The organism is Vogesella mureinivorans (genome assembly GCF_007644035.1).
GTDB lineage: Bacteria > Pseudomonadota > Gammaproteobacteria > Burkholderiales > Chromobacteriaceae > Vogesella > Vogesella mureinivorans.
The window spans coordinates 1-275 of the sequence record NZ_VMTV02001005.1; the positions used below are offsets into that span (position 1 = coordinate 1).

Here is a 275-nt window from a genome sequence, read left to right on the forward strand (position 1 = left end):
GAAGACCTCGAACCTCGCGGTCGGCAGCGCAATGCTTCGCCGCGCGGCGGTTTCCTGCCTGTTCTCGAAATAGCGATAGAGGGTGCGCTGGCGTGGATCGAGATCGATCGCCGCGACCTTGGCGCCGCGGTAAGCCAGCGCGACAGCAACGTGAACGGCGGTGGTGGACTTGCCGGTTCCGCCCTTCTCGTTGGCGAAGACGATTCGATGGGCGGCAGCCTGGCTCACGCGTGCATTCCTTTCTGGCCCTCGCTAGGGCGGCGTGTCACGAGGAT

1 protein-coding gene is annotated in these 275 nt (G+C 65.1%); it reads right to left on the reverse strand.

Annotation, left to right across the window (positions count from 1 at the left end; genetic code table 11):
* Window positions 1-228, reverse strand: a 228-nt coding sequence (locus FLQ44_RS22455) for a division plane positioning ATPase MipZ (RefSeq protein WP_147696144.1), incomplete at its 3' end; no start/stop codon positions are given.
* Window positions 229-275 lie beyond the last annotated feature (47 nt).